At 65.3% G+C, this 17367-nt stretch carries 16 protein-coding genes; 2 read left to right on the top strand and 14 right to left on the bottom strand.

Annotated elements, in window-relative coordinates; translation table 11 throughout:
- Window positions 1-3: 3 nt before the first annotated feature.
- The 5 genes from ACQR03_RS05395 to ACQR03_RS05375 form a co-directional block, all read right to left on the bottom strand.
- A complete protein-coding gene (locus ACQR03_RS05395) occupies window positions 4-723 on the bottom strand; it encodes a haloacid dehalogenase type II (RefSeq protein WP_434841025.1) in 720 nt (239 codons plus the stop codon).
- Window positions 724-846: 123 nt separating this feature from the next.
- On the bottom strand, window positions 847-1848 hold the full coding sequence (glpX, locus tag ACQR03_RS05390; RefSeq protein WP_315712118.1) for a class II fructose-bisphosphatase: 1002 nt from the start codon (window positions 1846-1848) through the stop codon (window positions 847-849).
- 204 nt (window positions 1849-2052) lie between these two features.
- Window positions 2053-3372, bottom strand: a complete 1320-nt coding sequence (locus tag ACQR03_RS05385; RefSeq protein ID WP_434841024.1) for a homoserine dehydrogenase — start codon at window positions 3370-3372, stop codon at window positions 2053-2055.
- A 39-nt stretch (window positions 3373-3411) separates the two neighbouring features.
- Complete coding sequence (locus tag ACQR03_RS05380; protein ID WP_315712121.1) at window positions 3412-4632, bottom strand: LL-diaminopimelate aminotransferase; 1221 nt, start codon at window positions 4630-4632, stop codon at window positions 3412-3414.
- A gap of 233 nt (window positions 4633-4865) precedes the next feature.
- Window positions 4866-5054 carry a hypothetical protein gene (locus tag ACQR03_RS05375; protein WP_315712122.1) on the bottom strand — a complete coding sequence of 63 codons (189 nt, stop codon included), beginning with the start codon at window positions 5052-5054 and terminating at the stop codon, window positions 4866-4868.
- Window positions 5055-5423: 369 nt separating this feature from the next.
- Between ACQR03_RS05375 and ACQR03_RS05370 the strand changes: the two genes are divergently transcribed.
- Window positions 5424-7229, top strand: a complete 1806-nt coding sequence (locus ACQR03_RS05370; protein WP_434841023.1) for a PHA/PHB synthase family protein — start codon at window positions 5424-5426, stop codon at window positions 7227-7229.
- 73 nt (window positions 7230-7302) lie between these two features.
- Window positions 7303-7701 carry an MAPEG family protein gene (locus tag ACQR03_RS05365; protein ID WP_315751659.1) on the top strand — a complete coding sequence of 133 codons (399 nt, stop codon included), beginning with the start codon at window positions 7303-7305 and terminating at the stop codon, window positions 7699-7701.
- Window positions 7702-7710: 9 nt separating this feature from the next.
- Here the strand turns inward: ACQR03_RS05365 and ACQR03_RS05360 are convergent, their stop codons facing one another.
- From ACQR03_RS05360 to argC, 9 genes are all read right to left on the bottom strand, one after another.
- A complete protein-coding gene (locus ACQR03_RS05360) occupies window positions 7711-8760 on the bottom strand; it encodes a LacI family DNA-binding transcriptional regulator (RefSeq protein ID WP_315712126.1) in 1050 nt (349 codons plus the stop codon).
- Window positions 8757-9401: a ThuA domain-containing protein gene (locus tag ACQR03_RS05355; protein WP_315712128.1), complete on the bottom strand. Its 645-nt coding sequence runs from the start codon at window positions 9399-9401 to the stop codon at window positions 8757-8759. The genes ACQR03_RS05360 and ACQR03_RS05355 overlap by 4 nt, the downstream gene beginning before the upstream one ends.
- Window positions 9402-9411: 10 nt before the next feature.
- Complete coding sequence (locus ACQR03_RS05350; protein WP_315712130.1) at window positions 9412-10509, bottom strand: Gfo/Idh/MocA family protein; 1098 nt, start codon at window positions 10507-10509, stop codon at window positions 9412-9414.
- Between the two features lie 22 nt (window positions 10510-10531).
- Window positions 10532-11380, bottom strand: a complete 849-nt coding sequence (locus tag ACQR03_RS05345) for a carbohydrate ABC transporter permease (protein WP_434841022.1) — start codon at window positions 11378-11380, stop codon at window positions 10532-10534.
- Window positions 11373-12314, bottom strand: coding sequence for a carbohydrate ABC transporter permease (locus ACQR03_RS05340; protein WP_434841021.1), 942 nt, complete (start codon window positions 12312-12314; stop codon window positions 11373-11375). Before ACQR03_RS05340 ends, ACQR03_RS05345 begins: the two co-directional genes overlap by 8 nt.
- A 1-nt stretch (window position 12315) precedes the next feature.
- Entirely contained in the window at window positions 12316-13575 is a 1260-nt protein-coding gene (locus tag ACQR03_RS05335) for an extracellular solute-binding protein (RefSeq protein WP_434841020.1), read from the bottom strand.
- Between the two features lie 285 nt (window positions 13576-13860).
- Window positions 13861-14988 (bottom strand): RNA ligase, encoded by a 1128-nt coding sequence (locus tag ACQR03_RS05330; protein ID WP_315751662.1) that lies wholly within the window; start codon window positions 14986-14988, stop codon window positions 13861-13863.
- 38 nt (window positions 14989-15026) lie between these two features.
- Window positions 15027-16253: a threonine ammonia-lyase gene (locus tag ACQR03_RS05325; RefSeq protein WP_315712136.1), complete on the bottom strand. Its 1227-nt coding sequence runs from the start codon at window positions 16251-16253 to the stop codon at window positions 15027-15029.
- 114 nt (window positions 16254-16367) lie between these two features.
- Entirely contained in the window at window positions 16368-17360 is a 993-nt protein-coding gene (gene argC / locus ACQR03_RS05320) for an N-acetyl-gamma-glutamyl-phosphate reductase (protein ID WP_315712138.1), read from the bottom strand.
- Window positions 17361-17367: the final 7 nt, after the last annotated feature.

Here is a 17367-nt window from a genome sequence, read left to right as displayed (position 1 = left end):
GGATCAGCAGCCGAGCCGGTCGGCGATGCCGCCGAAATCATCGGCGACGATGTCCCAGGCGCCGGTGGCCTCGAAGTCGCGGCTCTGCAGCGGGCCGTATTCGGTGGGGCGGGCGACGAAGGCGGTCTTCAGTCCGTAGCGTTGCGCCGCCTCGAGATCATTGTTGTGCGCGGCGACCATCATCACCTCGCCGGGCGCAAGACCGAGCAGACGCGCGGCGCCGAGATAGGTCTCGGGGTCGGGCTTGTAGTGCTGGAACAGCTCGGCGGAGAGAACGAGGTCCCACGGCAGACCCGCGAACTTCGCCATGTTGGTGAGCAGCGCGACATTGCCGTTGGAGAGCGGCGCGATGATGTATTTGGACTTCAGCCGGGTCAGCCCGGCGACGCTGTCGGCCCACGGATGCAGCCGGTGCCAGCCGCGGGTGAGATGATCGAGATCGGCCTCGGTCAAGCCGGTGATGCCGAGCTGGGCAACGAGCGTCTCCAGCGAGCGCCGGTGCAGCACGTCGAGGATGACGTAGCCGCGCTCCGGGTGCCTGCGGACCTCGTCCATCGAGCCGACATAGAGCCCGCGCCAGCCATCGACCAGCGCGGTCCAGTCGCCCTGGATGCCGCGGGTCTTCGACCACGCGGTGAAGTCGTTGATCAGGCTGGTGCGCCAGTCGACGACGGTGCCGAACACATCGAACACCAGCGCCTTGACCATGGACAGGTCGGACATGCTGAGCCGCTCTCCAATTTCGTCATTCCGGGATGCGCGCACGGCGCGCAGACCCGGAATCTCGCGCCACGATCTCGAGATTCCGGGGTCACGCTCCGCGTGTCCCGGAACGACTGTGCTGGATCAGTCGAGGTGGAACTTCGCCAACTGGCGGTGCTCCGCGCGGATGTAGCGCACCGTGCCGGTGACCGAGCGCATCACGACGGTCTCGGTTTCGATCACGCCGTCCTTGCGGAACTTGACGCCGGAGAGCAGCGAGCCGGTGGTGACGCCGGTGGCCGCGAACAGACAGTCGCCGCGGGCCATGTCCTCGATGCCGTAGATCATCTTGGGATCACCGACGCCCATCTTGTGGGCGCGCTCGCGCTTCTCCTCGGTGTCGAGGATCAGGCGGCACTGCATCTGGCCGCCAATGCAGCGCAGCGCCACCGCGGCCAGCACGCCTTCCGGCGCGCCGCCGGTGCCGAGATACATGTCGACGCCGGTGTTGTCGGGATCGGCACAGTGGATCACGCCGGCGACGTCGCCGTCAGTGATCAGGCGTACCGCAGCGCCGGTCGAGCGGACGCCCTGAATGATGTCGGCGTGGCGCGGACGGTCGAGCACCAGCACCGTGATCGCGCCGGGCTCGACGCCCTTGGCCTTGGCGAGCCGGCGCACGTTGTCGGCCGGCGTCGCGTCGATGTCGACGACGCCCTTGGCGTAGCCGGGGCCGACCGCGATCTTCTGCATGTAGACGTCGGGGGCATGCAGCAGCGTGCCGCCATCGGCCATCGCCATGGTCGCGATCGCGCCCGGCATGTTCTTGGCGCACAAGGTCGTCCCCTCGAGCGGGTCGACCGCAATGTCGACCTTGGGCCCGGCATTGAGGCCGACCTTCTCGCCGATATAGAGCATGGGCGCCTCGTCGCGCTCGCCCTCGCCGATCACGACCGTGCCCTCGATCGGCAGCTTGTTGAGCTCGCGGCGCATCGCATCCACGGCCGCCTGGTCGGCCGGCTTTTCCTGGCCGTGGCCGCGCAACCGCGCCGCCGACACCGCCGCCCGTTCGGTCACGCGCACCAGCTCCAGCGTCAGGATGCGCTCGAGCAGCAATTGTTGCGGGACAGAAATCTGCGTCGACATCGATCAACTCCTCAAGACGTCAAGGCGGACATCCGCCATCAAAATCTACCGCTCGCACGCCGCCCCCCTGGGCGGCATCCGGGTCAGGCGGTCGGCACGAACGGCCGCTCTCCGCCTGTCTATTCTCCCGGTTTGAGCATGAACCTATACCAAACGCCACGCGTTTGTTTGAGCAGGGACAAGTGGTTCCCTGGGCATCATGCGCTAGTTCTTCTCGATCCGGATCACCTGCGGCTTGCCGCTGATGACCTTGTCGCGCTGCACCGCCTGGAGCGCGCGATGCACGGCGTCCTCGTGTGTCGCATAGGTGATCAGGATGACCGGCACCGGCGCAGACTTGCCGGCCGTCTTCGCCGGCTCGCTGCCATTGGGATGGCGCTGCACGATCGATTCGATCGAGATCTTCTGCTCGGCGAGCCGGGTGGCGATGGTCGCGGCCGTGCCGGCATGGTCACGCGCCATCAGGCGGATGTAATAGCCACCCTCGTGCCGCTCCATCGGCGCCTTCTCGGTCGCCTGCAGCCTGTCGACCGGACGCCCGAACGGCGCGGCGCGGATGCCGCGCGCAACGTCGGCAATGTCGGCAACGACAGCGGACGCCGTCGCGGCGCCCCCTGCTCCCGGACCGACCAGCGTGATCGGCGGGATACCGTCGCCGTCGATCGTGACCGCGTTGGTGACGCCCATCACCTGGGCGATCGAGGAGGATTTCGGCACCATCGTCGGGTGCACCCGCTGCTCGATGCCCTTGGCGGTGCGGACGGCAACGCCAAGCAGCTTGACGCGGTAGCCGAGCTCCGCCGCCGCGCGCAGGTCCTCCGGCGCGATCGAGGAGATGCCTTCGACATAGACCGAGTTCTGCGCCACCTGGGTGCCGAAGGCGAGGCTCGCCAGGATCGCGAGCTTCTGCGCGGTGTCGTGGCCATGGATGTCGAACGACGGATCGGCCTCGGCATAGCCGAGACGCTGGGCGTCCTTCAGACATTCGTCGAACGACAGCCCCTCCTGCTCCATCCGAGTCAGGATGTAGTTGCAGGTGCCGTTGAGGATGCCATAGACGCGGCTGATGCCGGTGCCGGTGAGTCCTTCGCGCAGGGTCTTGACCACCGGAATGGCCGCGCCGACGGCGGCTTCGAAGTTCAGCGCACCGCCATGCTTCTCGGCCGCCCTGGCGAGCTTCAGGCCATGCTTGGCGATCAGCGCCTTGTTGGCGGTCACCACCGACTTGCCGGCCTTGAGAGCGGTGTCGATCGCCGACAGCGCGGGATCGCCGGCGCCGCCCATCAGCTCGACCAGGCAGTCGATTTCGGGATCGCTCGCCAGCGCGATCGGATCCTTGGCCCATTTGATCCCGGACAGATCGATGCCGCGCTTCTTGGCCTTCGACCGCGCCGTCACGGCGACGACCTTCACCGGGCGCCCCGTGCGTTCGGTGAGCGCGCGTCCCTCACGCTCGATGAGACGAACGACCTCGACACCCACGGTGCCGAGGCCCGCGATGCCCACTCTCAGGGGTGCGACCATGGAATCAAAGAACCTGTCGAAAAGAAAGTACGGGAGGGCTCAGCGCCGGTTGGCGATGGGAACGACGTTGTGCAACGTTTCGATCCCGCTTTCAAGGAAGCGGCGGACGCCGCGCGCGGCCTGCCGGATGCGCTGCTCGTTCTCGACCATCGCGATGCGGACATAGCCTTCGCCATGCTCGCCGAAGCCGACGCCCGGCGACACCGCGACGCCGGACTTCTCGACCATGAGCGTCGCGAACTGCATGCTGCCGAGGCTCTTGAACTTCTCTGGCAAAGGCGCCCAGGCGAACATCGACGCCTCCGGCGACGGAATCTCCCAGCCGGCCCGGCCGAACGCCTCGACCAGCGTGTCGCGGCGCTTGCGGTAGACGTCGCGCATCTCGCGAATGCAATCGTCGGGACCGTTCAGGGCAGCCGTGGCCGCGACCTGCACCGGCGTGAACGCGCCGTAATCGAGATAGGATTTCACGCGCGCGAGCGCCGCGATGATGCGCTCGTTGCCGACGGCAAAGCCCATGCGCCAACCGGCCATCGAATAGGTCTTCGACATCGAGGTGAACTCGACCGCGACATCCATCGCGCCAGGCACCTGCAGCACCGACGGCGGCGGGTTCTTGTCGTCGAAATACACCTCGGCATAAGCGAGGTCCGACAGGATCAGGATCTCGTGCTTCTTCGCGAATGCGACGAGGTCGCGATAGAAGTCGAGGCTCGCGACATAGGCGGTCGGGTTGCTCGGATAGCAGACGATCAGCGCAAGCGGCTTCGGGATGGAATGAATGATCGCGCGCTCGGCCGCCTCGAAGAACTGCGGCGTCGGCTCGGAAGGCACCGACCGGATCACGCCGCCCGCCATCAGGAAGCCGAAGGCATGGATCGGATAGCTCGGATTGGGGCAGAGAATGACGTCGCCCGGCGCGGTGATCGCCTGCGCGACGTTGGCAAAGCCTTCCTTGGAGCCGAGCGTCGCCACGATCTGGGTGTCGGGATTGAGCTTCACCCCGAAACGGCGATCGTAATAGGCGGCCTGCGCCCGGCGCAGTCCGACGATGCCGCGCGAGGCCGAATAGCGGTCGGTCCGCGGCTTGCCCAGGGTCTCTCTGAGCTTCTCCAGCACGTGCGGCGGCGCCGGCAGATCCGGATTGCCCATGCCGAGATCGATGATGTCGGCCCCGGCGTTCCGCGCGGCCGCCTTGGCCCGGTTGACCTGCTCGAACACGTAAGGCGGCAGACGGCGGATGCGATAGAAATCTTCCATGGGTCTCTCGGCTCCGGCAACCGGGGGCGGATTCGCCAGCAGAGCTGGCGCTGCGGCGGCGCACGCCATGCCTTGAAACCGGTGCTGGATCAGGAGCTTAGCACGGGCTCGCGGCTTGGCTGGCAACGACACGCGGAGGTGTTGATTCCGGTTGTTTTATCATGGCCGCCGCGCCGCGCCAGACAATTACGCCGCTCCGGGCGGCCGATCGCCCAGCCCTTGTCCCTGGCCGATCATTTGGGCCTGGTGCTGGTGCCCGCCGAGGCTTGGCGGTCGCGCGCCGCGAGCAGCTCCTTTTCGATCTTGTCGCGCTCCTGCGGCGAGATGATCGGCGCATCGCGGTCGCGCGGCACGTCGTTGACGGGCAGATACCCGCCCGGCTCCTTGGGCCGGGCGATCGCATCCGCGTCGAGCGAAGGCATGTCCGCTATTGGACTGGAGCACCCGGCAAGCGCGAGCGCGCCGAACACAACGAGCCCCGCAACAAGGGCGCGCCGTCCCGAACTCCAGCCTCGCCCCTGCGTCCCCACGCGCACGTCCCTCAGCCCCCAACTTCCAGTCGACGGTCCCCGGCCCGACCGCAACGCGGCGCATTTTGCCGCAGCACAACCAATTGTCACTCGAAACGTGACCGGCTTGAACAGGAATTTCATCCAGCTACGTGATCATGATGTCGGAAGCGAGAGATTTTTTCGCAACGCAACAATCAGAAATCGAATTTGCCGCAAACTCGCGGATTATTGATCTCGCTCGGTGACGAAACGGTCCCGACGCGATAGTGTGATCCAGCCATGACCGACGTTCAGAACAGCAGCAATCCAGAAAAAACATTCGATGCGGAAGCGTTCGCGATGAACATCGCGAAAGCCATGGAAAGCAGCGGCAAGGCGCTCTCGGCCTACCTGAAGCCGCGCGAGACGGGCGAAGTTCAGGACCGGCCACCAACCGAATTGACCGAAGTCGTCAAATCCTTCACCGCCGTCGCCGACTACTGGCTGTCGGACAAGGATCGCGCCAGCGACATCCAGACCAAGATCGCCAAGGGCTATCTCGATTTGTGGGGCTCGGCCGCGCGCCGTCTCGCCGGCGAAGACGCACCCCCGGCCATTTCGCCCTCCCCGCGCGACAAGCGCTTCGCCGATCCGGAATGGAAGTCGAACCAGTTCTTCGATTTCGTGATGCAGGCCTATCTGCTGACGACGCAGTGGGCGCAGGACCTTGTCCACAATGCCGAGGGCCTCGATCCGCACACGCGCAAAAAGGCCGAGTTCTACGTCAACCAGATCACCAATGCGCTGGCGCCCTCGAATTTCGTCCTGACCAATCCGGAGGTGCTGCGGCAGACAGTAGCGTCGAGCGGCGATAATCTTGTGCGTGGCATGCAGATGCTCGCGGAGGACATCGAGGCCGGCAAGGGCTCGCTGAAGATCCGCCAGTCCGACCCGGCCAATCTCGAGGTCGGCGTCAACATGGCGACGACGCCGGGCAAGGTGATCTTCCAGAACGAGATGATGCAGTTGATCCAGTACGCACCGTCGACGGAGAACGTGCTGCGCACGCCGCTGCTGATCGTGCCGCCCTGGATCAACAAGTTCTACATCCTCGATCTGCGCCCCGAGAAATCCTTCATCAAATGGTGCGTCGATCAGGGCCTCACGGTGTTCGTGATCTCCTGGGTCAATCCCGACAAGAAGCTCGGGACCAAGACCTGGGAAGACTACATGAAGGAAGGTCCGCTCACCGCGATGGATGTCATCGAGAAGGTGACGGGTGAGATGAAGGTGCACACGCTCGGCTATTGCGTCGGCGGCACCATGCTCGCGACCACGCTGGCCTGGCTCGCCGACAAGCGCCGCCAGCGCGTGACCTCGGCGACCTTCCTCGCCGCCCAAGTCGACTTCACCCATGCCGGCGATCTGCTGGTGTTCGTCGACGAGACGCAGATCTCGGCGCTCGAGCGCGACATGCAGGCCTCGGGCGTGCTCGAGGGCAGCAAGATGGCGATGGCCTTCAACATGCTGCGCTCGAACGACCTGATCTGGTCCTATGTCGTCAACAACTACCTGAAGGGCCAGCCGCCGCAGGCATTCGACCTGCTGCACTGGAACTCGGACGCCACGCGGATGTCGGCGGCGAACCATTCCTACTACCTGCGCAACTGCTATCTGGAGAACCGGCTGACGCAGGGCACGATGGTGCTGGACAACACGCTGCTGGATCTCTCCAAGGTGAAGGTGCCGGTCTACAACCTCGCCACCCGCGAGGACCACATCGCGCCCGCCGACTCCGTGCTGTACGGATCGCAATTTTTCGGCGGTCCGGTGAAGTACGTGCTTTCGGGCTCGGGCCACATCGCCGGCGTCGTCAATCCGCCCTCCTCTGGCAAGTATCAGTATTGGACCAATGACCAGATCCACGACATCTCGCTGAAGGACTGGATGAAGGGCGCGCAGGAGCACAAGGGCTCGTGGTGGCCGGACTGGCGCGAATGGCTGAGCCAGCTCGATCCGGAAGAGGTTCCCGCGCGCGGCGTCGGCAGCGAGGTCTATCCACCGCTCGAGGATGCGCCGGGCTCCTATGTCCGCGTCCGCGCATAGCGTGATCCGCCGCGATTGACTATAAACGCTCCGTCCCGCCGGGACGGGACGGGAATCAGTTGAGGGGATCTCGATGACGCGCGAACTGTTCTGGCTGACGCTCACGGTCATTCTGACCGGCCTGCTGTGGGTTCCCTACATCCTGAACCGCTGCCAGGTCCGCGGCCTGACGGGCGCGATGGCCAACCCCTCCCGCAACGACAAGCCGCACGCGCCGTGGGCGACCCGGCTGATGTTCGCGCACGACAACGCGGTCGAGAACCTCGTGATCTTCGCGCCGCTGGTGCTGATCCTCAACGCGATCGACTATTCGACCAAATGGACCGTGCTCGCCTGCGCCGTCTATTTCTGGTCGCGCGTCGCCCACGTCATCGTCTACGCGATCGGCCTGCCCGTATTTCGCACCCTTGCGTTCGTCGTCGGCTTCATCGCCCAGGCCGTCCTGGCGCTCGCGATCTTCGGCTGGCTCTAGGCCTGTCGGCTAGGGAAGATTGTCCCGCAGGAAGATGTCGATGCGGATGCGCTCCTGATCGGGGCTGATCGGCTCGCCCGAGCAATGCGCGAGCAGGACCCGCGCAGCCGAGCGCGCCTCGTGGCCGGGATCCTGGTTGATGATGGCGTCGCACGTGCCGCGGACCAGGAACCGCCTGGTGTGCTGGGTCAGCTCATGGGTGATCCAGACCACCTCCCGGGCGCGGCCGGATGCCTCGAGCGCATCGGCGATGCCACGGTTGCCGGCGCCACAACAGTAGATGCCGCGCAGATCCGGATGGCGCGCGAGCAGCGCGGCGGTCAGCTCCCGCGTGCGCTCGCTCTCATCGCGGCCTTCGATGGCCGGAAGCGCGAGCAGGTTCGGGTACTCGCTGGACAGGATCTGGTGAAAGCCGAATTGCCGCTCGGCGTGATCGCGCAGCGACAATGATCCTGCGATCACGGCAACCGTCCCCTCGCGACCGCCGAGATAGCGCCCCATCAGCGTGGCCGCCGTCCGTCCCGCGGCCGGGTTGTCGATGCCGACGTAGTGCAGGCGGCGCGAGCTCGGGGCGTCCGAGACCAGGGTCACCACCGCGACGCCGCGCGCGGTGAGTTCGTCGATCGCGGCGCGCACCCTGGGGTGATCGAGCGCGATGACCGCAACGCCCTGATAGGCCGGCGACAGGTTCTCCAGCGCACCGGCCAGCACGTCAGGATCGAACACGTCGACGTGGAGGATATCGATGAAGCCGCGCTGGCCGGCCAGCCACTCTGCCGTGCGCTGGACCTGCTCGGTCAGGATGGTCATGAAGCTGTTGCCACCGGTCGGCAGCACGAAGGCAAAGCGGAAGCTCTGGCCGCGCGCGAGCCGTGCCGCTGCGACGTCGGCGCGATAACCCAGCTTGGCAACAGCGGCCTCCACCCGGGCAACAGTCTTGGCACGCACGCCCTCGCGCCGGTTGATGACGCGGTCGACGGTGGCGAGCGACACGCCCGCCGTCCGCGCGACGTCCTCCAGCGTGGCCCGGACCGGTAACGGGTTCGCGTCCGCCGTCACTCGCGCGCCGCCCATAGCATGCCGCGGGTCATCAACGTCCGGATCTCCGGCACGTCGAGCTCGTAGGCACGGTGGCCGAGGGAGGAATAGAACACCCTGCCCGCGCCGTAACGCTTCTTCCAGACCACCGGCATCACCACCCCCTCGATCCATGGGGCGTGCTCTCCGGTGAAGGTCGTGGTCGCCAACACCTCGTTGGCCGGATCGACGTGCATGTAATACTGCTCGGAACGGTGCTCGAAACTTGTCAGGCCCTTCATGATGGGATCGTCCGGCCTGGTCAAGTCGACCCGGTAGTCGATGATGTTGCCGGGATGGGCGACCCATTGCCCGCCGCACAGGAACTGGTAGTCGACCGAATCGCGGAAGGCATCGCACATGCCGCCATGATGGCCGGCGAGCCCGACGCCGCTGCGCACCGCCGCGCAGAGGTTGAGCGCTTCCGCCTTCTCGATCTTGGACATCGTGTAGATCGGGATGATCAGCGACAGATCGTGGATCGCAGGATCTGCGAACGCGGCCGTCGTGGTCTCGATCCGCACCTCGAAGCCTTCCGCCTTGAGCCAGCCGCGGATCATCGAGGCACAGAGATCGGGGTCATGTCCTGGCCAGCCGCCCCATACAATCATTGCCTTGCGCATGTCTCTGTCCTCAGTCGATCTGTCCGGTGTCGCGTCCAACAGGCAACATCGCCGGTCGCTCCACGCGGCTCTCGATCTTGACCCGCCGCCCTTCGCTTGCGGAGGTCTGGAACGCCTCCATGACCTCCAGCACGTGGAAGGCGAGCGCACCGCTGGCCCGATGCGGCCGGTCGTTCAGGATCGCGGTCGCCATATCGGCCACGCCGATGGAGCGGAACTCGCCGTCGACGTGACCATGCGTCAACGGCATCGTCTGCCAGTCGCCGCCGGTCTTGGCGACCTGCACCTCGCCGCCGAAGCGGTTGGGGTCCGGCACCAGCATGCTGCCCTCGGCGCCATAGATCTCGATGGGCGCGTGCCGGTGCTTCGGAACGTCGAAACTCATGGTGACCGAGACCACCGCCCCGCTCTCGAACTCGAGCGTGCCCGCGACGTGGGTCGCGACCTCGACCGGGATCAGCGTGCCGTTCATCGGCTGGCTGGTGACCAGGCGTTCGGATCTTGGGCGCGCGGTCGAGCCCATCACGCTCGCGACCGGGCCAAGCAACTGCACCAGATCGGTGATGTAGTACGGGCCCATGTCGAGCATCGGCCCGCCGCCGCGCAGGTAATAGAAGCCCGGCGCCGGATGCCAGCGCTCATGGCCGGGACAGCCGAAGAACGCGCTGCCCGCGACAGGCGTGCCGATCGCGCCGTCGTCGATCAGCTTGCGCGCGGTCTGGTGGCCGCCGCCGAGGAACGTGTCGGGCGCGCAGCCGACCCGCAGGTTCTTCTGCGCGGCAAGCTCGATCACCTTGCGGGCTTCCGCGACGTCGATTCCGAGCGGCTTCTCGGAATGAACGTGCTTGCCGGCATTCAGCACGGCGAGACTGACGTCGGTATGGGCGAGCGGCACGGTGAGATTGATGACGATCTCGACGTCATCGCGCTTCAGCAATTGATCGACCCGCATCGCCGGCAGGCCGAAGGCTGCGCCCTGTCGCTCGGCTGCGTCGCTGCGCATGTCGGCGAGCGCCTTGATGTCCAGAACGGGGAAGCGCTGGGCCGCCTTCAGATAGGCGGTGCTGATGTTGCCGCAGCCGATGATGCCGATGCCGACTTTTCTCATTGGGGTCTCCGTGAGGTCCCGTTCATCCCTTGACCGCGCCCGACGTCAGGCCGGCAACGATGTGCTTCTGCGCCAGGAGGAAGAGGATGATCGTTGGCAGGATGGTCAGGGTGATGAAGGCGAGGATCAGGTGCCACTCGGACGAATACTCGCCCTGATAAACCATGATGCCGAGCGGCCATGGATACAGCGCATCGGTGTTGAGCATCACCAGCGGCAGCAGATAGGCGTTCCAGCTGTTGACGAAGGTAATGGTGCCGACCGTCGCCAGGATCGGGCGCGACAATGGCAACGTCACGTAGCGGAAGAATTTGATATAGCTGCAGCCGTCGACCAGCGCGGCCTCGAGCAGCTCGTAGGGGATGTCCTTGAAGAAGCGGCGCAGCAACAGCACGCTCATGGCGAGGCTGAAGGCGACCTGCGGCAGCGCGACGCCGAAATAGGTGTCGAGCAGCCCGAGATCGCGCACCTTGATGAACAGCGGCAACACCGCGGTCGCCGCCGGAAACAGCAGGCCGAGCGTCAAATAGCTCAGCAGCATCGAGCTGCCGTAGAATCGGACATGGGCAAAGGTGAAGGCCGCCATCGACGCGACGATGAGAGTCAGAACGACCGTCAGCGTGGAGATGATCAGCGAATTGCGCAGGAGCTGCCAGTAGCGCCCGGAGAACAGGATATCGGCATAGTTCTGCCACGCCCAGTGCTGCGGCAGGCCGAACGGATTGACGCGCAATTCCCCGAGCGACTTGAAGCCACCGAGCAGCGTCGCAAGCAGCGGCACCAGCACGCAGATGGCGACGATCGCGAGGAAAACCGTCTTGAACAGCACGGCGGGATCGAATGGTGCCCGGGTCGTCTCCGCCTTATTCATCGCGCATGAACCATCGCTTGTAGGTGAAGGCAAAGGTGACGCAGATCACGAACAGGATGACGCCGATGGCGCTGCCATAGCCGACCCGCATCCGGGAGATGCCGTTGTTGTAGAGAAAGCTCACCATCGTATTCGAGGAGTCGGCGGGCCCTCCGCGCGTCAGCGGCATCACCAGGTCGAACAGCTGCAGCGAGCCGACGATGGCGAAGAACACCGAGAGCCGTATCGTCGGATAGAGCAAGGGAATGACGATGTGGCGCAGGCTCTGCGACCGCGTCGCACCGTCGATCCGGGCGGCCTCGATCAGGTTCTTGTCGATGCTCTGCAGCGCTGCGATGAACAGCATCATGTGGAAGCCGAAATACTTCCAGACGATCACGATCAGCACCGCGAGCATCGCCGTGTCGGTCGAGGCCAGCAGATGCGGCGGCTCGACGCCGAAGCTGCGCCAGATCGACGCGACCAGGCCATAATCGCCGTCATAGACGAAGCTGAAGATCAGCCCGGTCGCGATCTCGGCGAGGATATAGGGCATGAAGAACAGCATGCGCAGCGCCACCGCGCCGCGGAACCGCTCCGCGAGCATCAGGGCCAGCGTCAGCGCCAGCGGCAACTGGACACACAGCGAGACCGCAATGATCAGGCCGTTGTTGCGCAGCGCGAGCCAGAACGCGCGCGTCTCCAGCACGAAACGATAGTTGTCAAAGCCGATCCAATGGGTCGGCCTGCCGAACCCATTCCAGTTGAAGCCCGAGTACCAGGCGGCCTCGCCGATCGGCAGCACCACGAACAGCGTGAACAGCAGCAGCGCCGGCGGCAGGAACAGGATCAAGACGGTGAAGCGGCCGTCCCAGCTCGGGCCGCCCACCGCGCGCGTGGAGAGCGATGCCGGCGATACACCCATCGCCGGCGAACTCGCGATCGGACGTGCCACGTCAGTTGCCCTGCTTCCGCGCTGCCTCGATCGCCTTGGCGGCCTCCTGCGGACTCATGCTGCCGCCGGCGATCTCCGCGGAGACATCGTTGACGACGCGACCGACGGAGGGGCCGAGGCTCTGGTCATAGAAGTTCTGGTGATAGTTCGATTTGGCCAGATTGGACGCGATCAGCTTCATGAAGGAATTGTTGAGGCCGGCGTCCGCGCCCTGCACCACCGGGATGATGAAATTTCCCGCCGCCAACCGTGTCTGGACGTCCTTGGAGATGAAGTACTTCAGGAAATCGACAGCTTCCTTGGGCGAGCCCTTGGTGACCAGCCAGCCGGTGATGCCGCCGAGCGTATCCGTCGGCGCGCCCTTGCCGCCTTGCACGACCGGAAAATCGAACCAGCAGATCTTGTCTTCGCTCAAGCCGACCTTGTCGGCGGCGAGCGCCCGCTGCAGATTGTAGACGGAGCTGATCGCGAGCGTCATCGCCGCCTTGCCATCGCCGAAATAACCGACGGCCTGCGGATTCTTGAAGCCAAGAAAGCCATTCTGGAACGGCTGGAGATCGACGAGCTGCTTGAACAGCTCGCCTGATTTGACGAAGGTGTCGCCGGCAAAGCCGCCATTCTCGCCGCGCAGCGCTGCGTCGAATGCCGGCTTGCCGCCGATCCGCACCGCAAGATGCGTCCAGTAGAAATGCAGCGGCCATTTGTCGGCGCCGCCGACCACGATCGGGGTCACGCCGGCCGCCTTCAACGTCTTCGCGGCGCTCAGCAGATCGTCCCAGCTCTTGATCGCCGTGGGATCGACCTTCGCCTTGGCCATCAGCTCCTTGTTGCAGACGAAGCCGACCTGCGACAGCGAGATCGGAAGGCCGTAGACGTGGCCGCCATCGGTGAATGCCGCGAGCGCCGCCGGAGTCACGCTGTCGCTGTAGCCTTTCACCTGCTCGGTGATGTCCTCGAGCACGCCAGCCTCGATCTGCGCCTTCAGGACACCGCCCGCCCAGCTATAGATGATGTTCGGCCGGTCCTTGGACTGCAGGATGGTCGGCAGCTTGGCCTTGTAGGCCTCGTTTTCGAGGAACTGCATCTCGATCTTGACGCCCGGATGCGACGCCTCATAGGCGCGGGCCACCTCCTCCCAGATCTTCACCTGGGCCGGATTGACCTCGATATGCAGCCATTTCACGGTGGTATCGGCGCTCGCGACGGTGGCCCAGAGCAGGCATGCGGCAGCGGCGAGTCCCAGCTTCGCGAGCAGTCTCATCACAATCCTCCCAACCGTCTTCTTTGTTGCGGTAATCCTGTCCTCATTTTTTGAGGTGCGCAACTAAAAAACTGACCTGACAACCTCAGACGATGAGCGTCGCGCGTGCGACCGGAATGACGTGCCTCACTCCGCGCGCGTGAGTTCCATTCGACCGCGTGAGCAGGTCGTGGCGCAAAGAAGCGAGAAAGGTGCAGATAAGGCAGCAAGCACCGCGTCGGCGGAGGCGTGTTGCTGCAATGCAATGGACGTCCACGACCTCGCTGCGCGAGGCCGCTGGCGGCCTCAGCCGTCGAGAGCGTCGATCAGCGTTTCGTCGACCAACGGACGCAGGCTGAAATCGTCCTTCAGCCGCGTGCGTCCATACCAGTCGAGCAAGGTGACCTCCTTGCCGAGATAGCGCTGCATCGCCAGGCCGAACAGCGGATTGTCCTTGTTGGCGATCGCAAAGCTCTTGCGGTCGAGATCGCGGTCACGCTGATAGACGGCCTCGATCTCATCCAGGAAGCGGGAGAGCATGCTTTTCAGTCGCGCCTCCACCTCATTCACCGCGGCCAGATCGACACCTGCTTCGACCAAGTGGCCTTTGACGTCGTCCAGCTCTTCATTGAGCGCCAGCCAGGCGATGTCGCGCTCGCGCAGGAACGACAGGCTGCGATGGATGCGCAGGTACCAGGGGCACTTGATCTTGACCATGTCGCCATTGGCGAACTGGATGACGTAGCCTTCCCTGCCCTCCATGTCGGCCAGCGAGTCAATGGCGGCGGCAAGCGACAGCCCGTCGAACCGATGCACCAGCGGAACGCCGTGGCCGGCGACCAGGTCATGAACGGCATGACCGCTGTCCAGCATGACATATTGGCCGGTGACGTTGTCGCGCACATGCAGCAGCCGCAGCTCGGGCTGCTCCTGCGCGACGACGATCCGCGCATCCGGATGGGTCAGCTCGAAGATCGCGGTCATGCCGGCGCTCGCGACCTCCTTGGCGAAGGCGTTGATGTGGGCGTGCTCTGGCTGGTCCAGCAGCCCTGCAGCCAAATGGACCACATCCGAGTTGAAAGACTTTTTCGACCGCCACTTCAGCTGGCCCTCGACCCAGGCGGTCGCGACCATGCTGCCGTCGAGCTTGTCGTAGATCGCGACGATGTCGTCACGCGACAGCAGCCGGTCCGGCGCCAGCCATTCCTTCTCCCCGACGTTGAAGAACTTGTGCAGCGGCCGCGAAACGATGTGGCCGGAGCGGTCGAACGCGATGCCGCGGCACTCCAGCGCCTCCGGCGAGTCGAAGGTCTTGGAGTCCATGAACAGATAGCAGCCGAGCGTGATGCCGTTGGGCTGGGAGAGGAAACGAATCTCCTTCTTCCCAGCGACCGCAGGCTCGACGTCGGAGATGTGCCGAATGGTCTTGAACATCGTTGACGTTCCACAATCCGTATCGTTGGGAGGCGCGCTCAGGTGCAGCGCGCCTTGAAATTTGCGGCGACAAGCTTCGCCATCACGTCGTTGAGATGCGCCTGGTCGCGCGTCTCGATCACCAGCTCGAGCAGGGTCGCCTTGGCCGGCAGGTCCGAGAACGTTCGCTGATGCGACACCTCGATGATGTTGGCGCCGGCATCGGCGAGCAGCGTCGACACGGCAGCGAGTTGTCCGGGACGATCGACGATGTCGATCGACAGCTGCGTCAGCCGCCCCTCGCGAGCGAGCTCGCGGGTGAGCACCGAGGCGATCAGTCGGGTGTCGATGTTGCCGCCGCTCAGCACCAGGCCGACATTGCGGCCGGCAAACTGCGCGGGGTGCGCGAGCACTGCGGCGAGACCGACGGCGCCGGCGCCTTCGACCACCGTCTTCTCGATCGAGATCAGCGTGGCGAGCGCACGCTCGATCTGCGGCTCGTTGACCAGCAGGATATCGTCGACGAGATGGCGGATAATCTCGGTCGTGATCCGGCCCGGCGATTTCACCGCGATGCCCTCGGCGAGCGTGTCGCCGCGCATCGGCAGCTGACTGCTGCGGATGGCGTTGTACATCGACGGATAGAGTTCGGCCTGAACGCCGACGATGCGCAAGCCCGGCTTGATTGCGCGCGCCGCGACCGCCATGCCGGAGATCAGCCCGCCGCCGCCGATCGGCACCACGAGCGTATCGAGCTCGGGGACCACCGCGAGCATCTCCAGCGCCACCGTGCCCTGCCCTGCGATGATCAGTGGATCGTCGTAAGGATGGATCATGGTCATGCCGTGCGCCGCGCCGTGCTCCCTGGCGAACGCGCCCGCCTCCTCCAAGGTGGCGCCGGAAATCACGACCTCGGCGCCGTGCCGCTTGGTGTTCTCCACCTTCACCATCGGCGTGCCCACCGGCATCACGATGGTCGCGGGAATGCCGAGACGCCGCGCGTTATACGCGACGCCCTGCGCGTGGTTGCCGGCCGACATCGCGATCACGCCGCGTTCGCGCTGCTCGGCGGACAGCGCATTCAGCCGGTTCAGCGCGCCGCGCTCCTTGAACGACGACGTGAACTGCAGGTTCTCGAATTTCAGCCAGACGTTGCAGCCGCAGATCTCGCCGAGCGTCCGGCTCTGGTTGCAGGCCGTCGCGAGCACGGCGCCACCGATGGTCTCGGCGGCGGCCCGCACATCGTTGGCGGTGACGGGCAGCGCGTTCAGATCAGTGGCGGTCATGGGTCTGCCCATCCCTCAGCGTGCGTCATTGCACGCGATGCCGGCGGCGCGCCGACCTCGCATGATGTTGCCGATCGTGCCGGCGCGTCTGCGGCCGGACGATCCAGATCGGTCTCAGCTCCCGAGATCGGGCAGTCCGAGCATCAGCCGCATGTTCTGCACGGCCGCGCCCGAGGCGCCCTTGCCGAGATTGTCGAGCCGCGCCACCAGCACCGCCTGGTGATGCTGGTCGCTGGCGAAGACGTAGAGCTCGAGCTTGTTCGTCTCGTTCAGCGCCTCCGGCTCGAGCCGGCCGCTCTTGGCCGCCGCGCCATCGAGCGGCATCACCGAGACGTATTTGCTGCCGGCATAATGCTTCGTCAGGGCCGCCTGCAGGTCCGAGCCTGACGGCTTGCCCGGCAGTGTGTCGAGTTGCAGCGGCACGGAGACCAGCATGCCCTGCCGGTAGTTGCCGACGGAGGGAATGAAGATCGGCCGCCGGGTCAGCCGCGAATAGAGCTGCAGCTCAGGCAGATGCTTGTGCTCGAGGCCGAGACCGTACAGCTCGAAGTTCGGCGCGGTGCCATTCTCAAAGGCCGCGATCATCGTCTTGCCACCGCCGGAATAGCCGCTCACCGCGTTCACCGTGACCGGATAGTCCTGCGGCATCAGTCGGGCATCGACCAGCGGCCGCAGCAGCGCGATGCCGCCGGTGGGATAACAGCCGGGATTGGAGACCTTGCGCGCATTCCGGATCTTGTCGGCCTGGTCGGCGGCGAGCTCGGGAAAGCCATAGGCCCAGTCCGGCGCGACCCGGTATGCGGTCGACGCGTCCAGCACCTTCGGCGCAGAGCTGCCCATGCCGTCGATCAGCGCCACCGTCTCCTTGGCCGCATCGTCCGGCAGGCAAAGGATGACGAGATCGACCTCGGCCATCAGCGCCCGCTTGGCCGCCGGATCCTTGCGCTTGTCCTCGGCGATCGTCTTCACGACGATGTCCGGCTGGTGCCGGAGACGCTCGGCGATTCCCAGGCCGGTCGTTCCCGAGCCGCCGTCGACGAACACGGCGCGTGTCGCAGTCCCGGAGGCGGCGTGAGCTTTCGGCACGTTGCTGTCGATCACGGTCATGACACGC

Origin of the sequence: Bradyrhizobium sp. HKCCYLS3070 (assembly GCF_051167575.1) — a bacterium.
Taxonomy (GTDB): Bacteria; Pseudomonadota; Alphaproteobacteria; order Rhizobiales; family Xanthobacteraceae; genus Bradyrhizobium.
This window is presented reverse-complemented; position numbering and strand designations above follow the sequence as displayed.

Excerpts from the sequence above, each read along its gene's own strand:
- ACQR03_RS05395 (WP_434841025.1), bottom strand. The coding sequence starts at position 723 with ATGTCCGACCTGTCCATGGTCAAGGCGCTGGTGTTCGATGTGTTCGGC.
- glpX (WP_315712118.1), bottom strand. The coding sequence starts at position 1,848 with ATGTCGACGCAGATTTCTGTCCCGCAACAATTGCTGCTCGAGCGCATC.
- ACQR03_RS05385 (WP_434841024.1), bottom strand. The coding sequence starts at position 3,372 with ATGGTCGCACCCCTGAGAGTGGGCATCGCGGGCCTCGGCACCGTGGGT.
- ACQR03_RS05380 (WP_315712121.1), bottom strand. The coding sequence starts at position 4,632 with ATGGAAGATTTCTATCGCATCCGCCGTCTGCCGCCTTACGTGTTCGAG.
- ACQR03_RS05375 (WP_315712122.1), bottom strand. The coding sequence starts at position 5,054 with ATGCCTTCGCTCGACGCGGATGCGATCGCCCGGCCCAAGGAGCCGGGC.
- ACQR03_RS05370 (WP_434841023.1), top strand. The coding sequence starts at position 5,424 with ATGACCGACGTTCAGAACAGCAGCAATCCAGAAAAAACATTCGATGCG.
- ACQR03_RS05365 (WP_315751659.1), top strand. The coding sequence starts at position 7,303 with ATGACGCGCGAACTGTTCTGGCTGACGCTCACGGTCATTCTGACCGGC.
- ACQR03_RS05355 (WP_315712128.1), bottom strand. The coding sequence starts at position 9,401 with ATGCGCAAGGCAATGATTGTATGGGGCGGCTGGCCAGGACATGACCCC.
- ACQR03_RS05350 (WP_315712130.1), bottom strand. The coding sequence starts at position 10,509 with ATGAGAAAAGTCGGCATCGGCATCATCGGCTGCGGCAACATCAGCACC.
- ACQR03_RS05345 (WP_434841022.1), bottom strand. The coding sequence starts at position 11,380 with ATGAATAAGGCGGAGACGACCCGGGCACCATTCGATCCCGCCGTGCTG.
- ACQR03_RS05335 (WP_434841020.1), bottom strand. The coding sequence starts at position 13,575 with ATGAGACTGCTCGCGAAGCTGGGACTCGCCGCTGCCGCATGCCTGCTC.
- ACQR03_RS05330 (WP_315751662.1), bottom strand. The coding sequence starts at position 14,988 with ATGTTCAAGACCATTCGGCACATCTCCGACGTCGAGCCTGCGGTCGCT.
- ACQR03_RS05325 (WP_315712136.1), bottom strand. The coding sequence starts at position 16,253 with ATGACCGCCACTGATCTGAACGCGCTGCCCGTCACCGCCAACGATGTG.
- argC (WP_315712138.1), bottom strand. The coding sequence starts at position 17,360 with ATGACCGTGATCGACAGCAACGTGCCGAAAGCTCACGCCGCCTCCGGG.